Genomic DNA, 7,323 nt, shown 5'->3' with positions numbered 1-7,323 from the left:
CTTTATACTTCTTTCAGCATTATAACAAACTGTCACTATACTTATTTTACACATGTTATTCTCTCTCTTTTTATAATTCGTAATTTGATTTTTGGGGGAATTTTTTTTCAAATGCTCTCAACACTTCTGATTTAGTTTTTTCAAAATTCGAAATTTTACTTGAATCGTTAATACAAATAGTTTTATGCTTATTCATTTCTATATCTTTTAATATTAAGGTCGTATCATCATTTATAATATACATTTTTCCAAAATCGGGAGAACGCGGTACAAAGTTTCCATTCGCAAGTTGCCAGTATCTCATCAACCATTGATTTACATCTTTGTCATCTCTGAATTTATGTTCACACACCTCTTCCAAATATTTTTCTTCTTTTTCCCAAACTTCTCTAAATGTTTCCTTTAAATAAGAATATGGTGTATGTAATTCATAAAATCCTGCAAATTCTTTCCATGGTAATAAGAATAATGTTCTTAGCATATATTTCCCATATCTTGGATTAATCCATTTAGTTAAATTTTTTTTAAATTGAAGTTTAAAATCAAAATAATCCGAAAGCACACATAAATTATTAACAATAATATGTGGAATTCCTTCTCTGTCCATTTTTATAGTATTTAGCACTGCACAATCTTTAGGTGTAGTTTCGGAAAAAAAATCCTCCGGTTTAACATAATCGTTCAAAAACATATCATCATTAAAATAAACAAATTTTTCAGTCAGATCTGGTATCCTATGTAAGTTAAGCTCAATTACATGTGAACTAAATGTGGGCAAATATTTTTCATCTATATAATCTTTATGGTCGACTAAGTTCAATTTAGGATGATTTATATTAAGCCATTCAGGTTTCTGACCACATGTTACAAAATGTATTTTCCTAACCCAAGGTGCATATTTTTCAACAGCTCTAAACCAATATTTCAAATTTTGCCAATCTCTATAACGCACTTCATTATTAGTATGATTTCCTTGTTGACCTTTATATTTATTTTTGTCCTCTATCCATATTGGATCCTGATCATCTACCCATAATATAACAAAATCAATATCCGCTTTTTCACTCATAATATTTCACCATTTATTATATATTTCTTTCATTTTTCCCAAATAGTTCTTTTCACTAAAATGTGATTGACATATTATACGATTATTATTACAAATTGCCTTTAAATCAGTGACAGAAATATAAAGCATTTCTTTATAAATCATTTTCTTATTTTGTTCATTAAATATCACAATCCCATTCACGCCATCCTTCACGATATCCGGAATACCAGCGTGATCTGTTGTGATAATGAACATTCCATTTCCCATTGCCTCAAGAATACTAATAGGTTGCCCTTCATTGGGATATCTAGTCGGCAATGCAAAAATGTAGCATTTTTTTAGAAGTTCTTTCTTCTGTTCGCCACCCACAATTCCATGATATGTAACGTACTCTTCCATCCCATTTTCCTTTATATAGCTTTCAAAGTAATCTTTTTCACTGTCTTCAAAGAACTTGCCTGCAAAATCAAAATGGAATCTTTTCTCTCCACCAGCGTCTACACGCTCTTTTTCGGCTTTTGCCATTTCAAGAACGAATGAATATCCCTTACTTCTAATAAAGTTGCTCAACCAAAGGACATGAAGAACTTTTTCATTTTCTAATGCTTTCAGCTTTTCTTCGATTTCTTGGTCTGTGAGCAAATACTGATCATCAACGCAGTTTTCTACGACAAAAATCCTGTCATCATCAATCATCCCCTCAAAAATCTTCTTCAGAGAGTTTGATAGAACAATCGCACCAGATAGTTTCTTGATAGCCTTATAATTTGCTTTGCGTTGCCAGCCAGCCATATCGTTATCGACTAACTGACGATAATATCCGCCATGGAGATGAATCAAACATTTCTTGTGTTGCAATTCCAACAGCTTAAAAATGACCAAGTCCCGAAGATTTCCGCCTTTCGTTTGGCTGATTGTAAAATAAAACAAATCAGCCTTGCTACGGCTTATCTTCAGGAGATTCTTAATAAAGTTCTTGTTATTGGTAATATCCACCTTTTCAAATTCAAACTCCCCTTGCGAATCAATCTCAAAATTCAAATTTGAATTATAAAGAGTCTCAACTGCCTTGGATAAGCCATGCATTGGAGGAGGAAACTGAGCAATAAAACATATTTTCTTCATCATCTATTGCCCTCCAACCTCTTAATAACTCTCGCCGGATTACCAGCAATCACACAGTTATCTTCGAATTTTCCGCATACCACAGCACCGGCACCGACAACGCAGCCATCCCCCAGCACTGTGCCTTTCAGGATTATACTGTTGCACCCGATGAAACAGTTCTTACCGATCTTGATTTCTCTGCTTGGCACCAGATCACTGTCACCACCATTTTCATCCCGGAGCAGTTTGTTTCTGGTTTCTGTTTCAATAGGATGGAAGTCATTATCCAGAATCTTGCAGTTACCACCAATGCAGGTATTCTCACCAATCGTGATCTTCTTGCGGGCGTAAATCGTAGCACCTGAAATTCCCACATTATCTCCAATTTCAATCTCTGCACCAGGTGCACGGGTAACGATGATTGTCCGGCTGTAAAGTCCAACCAGATTACTGAGGAAGCTGCTCTTAATCGTGGTGTTCTCACCGATCTTCAGCTTGGCACCACCTTTGTTGAAGATGATTGGTACGCCTTTCAGCAAGAGGTTCTTTCCATATTCAATTTTCGTCATCTTCATAACCAGCTTGAACCAGTTACTATTCATTCCCTCTCGCCTCCTTTACAGCTTCAGAATTTCTTCTGCATACTTCTGTACACTTACGTTTCTTGTCAGATTTTTTTCAAGGTTTTCCCGACTTCTGGCTCCCATGGCCTTCAGCTTTTCACTTCCAGCATTCTCAATAAACCAGCTGATGTTTTCTTCCACCTGGTCATACTCGCCCGGCTCGCAACACAGGCCACCCTTTGTGTCCTCAATAATGCAGCGAATCTCAGATCCAGATTCCAACACTCCAATTACTGGCTTTGCAGCAGAAGCCAACCCGTAATATTTTGACGGGCAGCTCACGCCTTTAATGCCTTTCGCATTCACACACCAGTGGACATCTCCAGCATTCAGACTGTAAATCAAGTCTGCCTTGTCCTGATATGGGATAAAAACTACATTCTCCATATGATGCTCGGTCACATAGTCTTCCAGTGTTTTCAACACAGAACCAGCACCGACAAAGGCAAAGACAACCTCTCGGCCATCTGCCGTCTTGGTATCAGCACCAAACTTCTCAACCACTTTGATCAGGTTCTCAAGGTCATAGTACAAACCGATATTGCCGGAGTACATGATGACAAACTTGCTATCTAGGCCGTACTTCTTCTTAAAAGCAACTACTCTCTCGTTGCCTGCTTCCAGCGGATAGATTTCATTTTCATCGATCCAGTTATTGATCATGACAGTCTTCGGGACTTTCTTGCCCTTGAATCTGCCTTCTACCGTCTCGACCAGATCCCGCCCAACTGTGATGATCAAGTCACTTCTCTTGCAGCTGAACTTGTCAAACCACATCATAACGTCCGTAACGAACTTGCTCTTGGTATAGCCAACGGCCAGCACCTGCTCTGGATTGAAGTCCTGAATATTATAAATGTACTTGGCGTGTTTCATCCATTTGCCCCAAACGCCAAGAAGACCGCCGAGAATAGGGGGCTGAGAAATTGAGAACACATAATCCATCTTTCCAACCTTAAAGGTAGCTCCCATTGCTCCAAAGAAATAAGAAACGATGTTTTTTACACGGCTCTTCTTATTGGTCTTGCTAAATTCCGGCACTCGGATCCGCAGCACTTTTACGCCGTTGATTTCTTCTTCATAATATTTCTTTGTTTTGTATTTATCTTCAATCGTCCCTAAATAACTGGGCACTACACAAATGACTGTGATGTTAAATTTATCCAGCATACCCTCCGCCAGTTCACGGAGGATCTGCCCCGTTGACGCAGTATCTGGAATATAGTAATGAGCATAAATCAGAAGATTTTTCTTACCTGCGCTCTCTTTCTTCATCTGCTATATTCCTCCAAATTTACTTCATTCCTTATTAAGAAATGAAGTTTTTCAAAACTTATCTTCACACAAACTCCACATTCCAGACATCCACCCCGGAATCCTGGAACACCTCTCTCAACCTCTGATGCAGCATCTCCTGTGTGACGCCTTTCTTCAGTATTACCTGCAGGAAACCGCCGCCTCCGGCTCCGGAGATGAATTTTCCGTCGATCATGTCTTCACATACACTGAAGATCTGGTCTATGCAGGTGTTGGTTGAGCCGGCATCCAGCTTTTTGGAGATTTCCCAGTGCTGGTTGAGAAGGCTTGCGAATTCGTCGATGTCTTCTTTTTCCAGGGCGAATTTCATGAGTGCTGCTACTTTCTGCATCTCATCCAGCGCCTCCAGAGATTCTTTTCGGCCGCCGATGTAATTTCCTACGACTTCTCTGAGAAGGTTTCGGGCAAGGCGCCGCTGGCCTGTATAGATCAGAGCGAATCGTTCCTGAAGCTCCTGTTTCGTTTTTTCCGAGATCTCTACCTTTTCTACCTTCAGCTGCTGGCGGATTCCGGGTCTTGATGTGATAAATTTGATTCCGGGTGTCAGTCCGCCAACCTGATCCTGCCAGCCGCCGCCTGTGCTCATGATCTGCTCCAGGTTGAGGACTGTATCATAGATCTGGCTGTCATCCCAGCTCTCTCCAAGAAACTCTGCAAAAGCTTTGACGCAGGCTCCTGCAAGGATACTGCTTGTTCCAAGGCCGGAGCCTTTGGGAACACCTTTGACGCAGGTGGAAAGGTAGAATCCGCCGCCCATTTTTTCCAGGACCTTTTTCAGGTCTGCCTTTTCCTCCAACGGAAGGATCCCGCAGGCGATAATGGCTGCCTTGTGCAGGGCAAAAGGATCGTATGGATTATGGCAGTCCTGGATCTCTTCTGCACTTTCTGCTGTTCCGTAAGCACCTGTGTCTGTGCTTGCCAGCTCAATATGTAATTCCGGTATCTTCCGGATCTCTACCTCGATGGGTTCACAGCCTCTCAGCAGGATTGCTGCGTTAAGAACAGTTCCTCCGTGTTCGTTGCAGTATGGCGGTGTGTCTGACCAGCCACCGCCCCAGTTCACACGTACCGGCAAATTTACCTTTACCTGTTCTTTTGCGATCGTATAGCCGCAGTTTCCTGTCAGCTGCGTCTGAGATGCGATCTCTTTCTGGATCTGAGAAAAACACTCTTGCTCCAGCACATCGTATGTTTTTCCGTCAAAGCATTTTTTAGTAAATTTCATGGAACGTGATACTGCATACAGGATCCGTATTTTCTGTGAAAAATCTGCTTTTTCAGCTTCTTTCATCAGCAGATGGTAATGTCGTTCCTGGATTTCTTTTTCACCAAAGATCTTAAGTGCAGGAATATAATGTCCGCCTTTTTTCAACTCTCCCAGAAATACTGCCACCAGGATCCTTGCTTCCAGATCTTTTTTCCAGGAAAGGATATTTTCTGTATTTCCATACCGGAAGGATTCTTCCAGACTCAGTCTCGGCTGTTTTTTCCAGCTCTCGATCTGCCGGGGTTCAGCAAGTCCTTCGCTCATTTTTACAAGAAGGTTTCCTGCCTGTGCTGCTTCCTGGAATGTTTTGCAGACCGGATACAGTTTTGCATTCCAGAGTGCGTGGGTTTCGCCGGTCCAGATATCTTCCGGCTCCAGTCCATTGGCGGAAAGAAAATCTGCCAGGTTTCCCCGCAGAAAGCTTCCTCGTTCTTCCAGCGTTTTCTTCGGATTATCCATGACTCCATATGTACGGATCACACATCGTCCTGTCTGACCGCCGCAAAGCTCTGTGATCTCGTCCTTCAGCTTCACACCGTGAAATACTGTGTTCGCCGGTATATGTACATCCTTCAGGGAGAGTCCGGATACTACAGCGCCCTTTCCGACATAGGTTCTTCCCTCAAGGCAGGTGTCTTCAATATAGGTTCCTTCCTCGATGTCTGCTTCCGGCCCGATCAGTGCTGTATGCAAAGCTCCCTGGCAATTCAAGTCATTGGTGAATACGTGTTTTTTCCAGTCAAGGAACTCATAATCGGTTACTTCTTCTGTCATCAGAGCACGCAGCTCTCTCGTTGTCCCAAAGTGGATAAATTCTGCAGGAGAAAGACAGATCAGCTTCATCTGAAAAGGACTTAATGCCTTCCATATTTTTTCTCTGCAGGTAAAAAGCTCTGTGCAGAATTCGCCTTCCGGTTTTTCTTTCTGATATTGTTCAAAGGTGGAATCTGCCGCCAGCGGATACAGAAAATCTCCGTAAAAGCTGACTCTTGCTTTTTCATTTACAAAGCTTTCGTATTTATCCGGATCTGCTTTTTTTCCTGATGCATCAGCGATCAGACTAAAAAGTGTTTCCAGTATTTCGGCGTCCAAAAGTACGGCGCCTGTGTCAAGATCCACGCAGTCTTGTCCATTCACGGCTCCCAGCCTGCGAAGTGTTTCTGCCGGCTGTTTGTGAAGGAACATTTTTACATGGTCGCTTCCATCATTCAAAAACACTCCATGATCGACTCCCACTTCTACCGGAGATTTCATGGAGATCGCCGCAGCTCCGCGGAACTGGGCATCTATCTGTAAAGGATTAAAAAGGAGGAGCACATCTCCGGAAAGTACCAGCATTCCTTCTTTGAACCTGGCCGGAACACCTGCCATGCTGATGAGAAATTCATCAAACAGTGTAGAACCTCTTCCATCCGGAAGTTCTCTTGGTACAGGTGAAAAAAGCTTTCCGCACACAGAATACTGTGGGACTCTTTTGCTGTCTCCGCCGGAATGGATCACAAGGATTCTTTTGTTATGGAAATCTCCCCGGAGTCCTTCTTCCTCCGAAAGAAATCGGAGTACATTCAGAGTTGCTCCGCCGGAGCCTACTCTCTTGCCTTCCGGATCCGGGAGCACGAAATATTTTGTCCATCCCGGCAGTACGCCCTGTTCCAATCTGTCTGCGATCTGGCTGCGGAAGGATCTGGCCTGTTCTTCATTTGATGAGGTCAGGATCACATAGTCCCATCTGGGAAAATTTACTTTGCGGATGCTTCGTGCATAGTCTTCCCATGCATCCTGGCAGCTTTGCCGCAGAAAAAGATTTTTCAGTTTCCTGTATTCTGTGTTCATTGCTTTCCTTATCCTTTGCTTTTCATACTTTCTCTTTTTTACATAACTTCGAATACTCTTATCCGCTGTCTCGGCTGTGCCGAAGCTTCTGGCGGAAATTCTTGGCCGACTCTTCCTTATGATAA

The 7,323-nt window shown here is 42.3% G+C and carries 5 protein-coding genes; all 5 read right to left on the bottom strand.

Annotated elements, in window-relative coordinates; genetic code table 11:
- Positions 1–70: 70 nt before the first annotated feature.
- Entirely contained in the window at positions 71–1,069 is a 999-nt protein-coding gene (locus tag NCY57_RS08700) for a Stealth CR1 domain-containing protein (RefSeq protein ID WP_173733700.1), read from the bottom strand.
- Positions 1,070–1,075: 6 nt separating this feature from the next.
- Positions 1,076–2,179, bottom strand: coding sequence for a glycosyltransferase family 4 protein (locus tag NCY57_RS08695; RefSeq protein ID WP_173739716.1), 1,104 nt, complete (start codon positions 2,177–2,179; stop codon positions 1,076–1,078).
- Positions 2,176–2,760 (bottom strand): acyltransferase, encoded by a 585-nt coding sequence (locus NCY57_RS08690; RefSeq protein WP_173739715.1) that lies wholly within the window; start codon positions 2,758–2,760, stop codon positions 2,176–2,178. Before NCY57_RS08690 ends, NCY57_RS08695 begins: the two co-directional genes overlap by 4 nt.
- A gap of 15 nt (positions 2,761–2,775) precedes the next feature.
- Positions 2,776–4,056, bottom strand: coding sequence for a glycosyltransferase family 4 protein (locus tag NCY57_RS08685; protein WP_173739714.1), 1,281 nt, complete (start codon positions 4,054–4,056; stop codon positions 2,776–2,778).
- A 64-nt stretch (positions 4,057–4,120) separates the two neighbouring features.
- The gene (locus NCY57_RS08680; protein ID WP_173739713.1) at positions 4,121–7,198 is read right to left on the bottom strand and encodes a fucose pyrophosphorylase domain-containing protein; all 3,078 of its coding nucleotides are present in this window, start codon (positions 7,196–7,198) and stop codon (positions 4,121–4,123) included.
- Positions 7,199–7,323 lie beyond the last annotated feature (125 nt).

Origin of the sequence: Blautia sp. MB18-30 (genome assembly GCF_023669475.1) — a bacterium.
In the GTDB taxonomy this organism is placed as follows: Bacteria; Bacillota; Clostridia; order Lachnospirales; family Lachnospiraceae; genus Blautia_A; species Blautia_A fusiformis.
The sequence above is the reverse complement of the archived record's forward strand: the minus strand, read 5'-3'. Positions and strand labels throughout refer to the sequence as shown.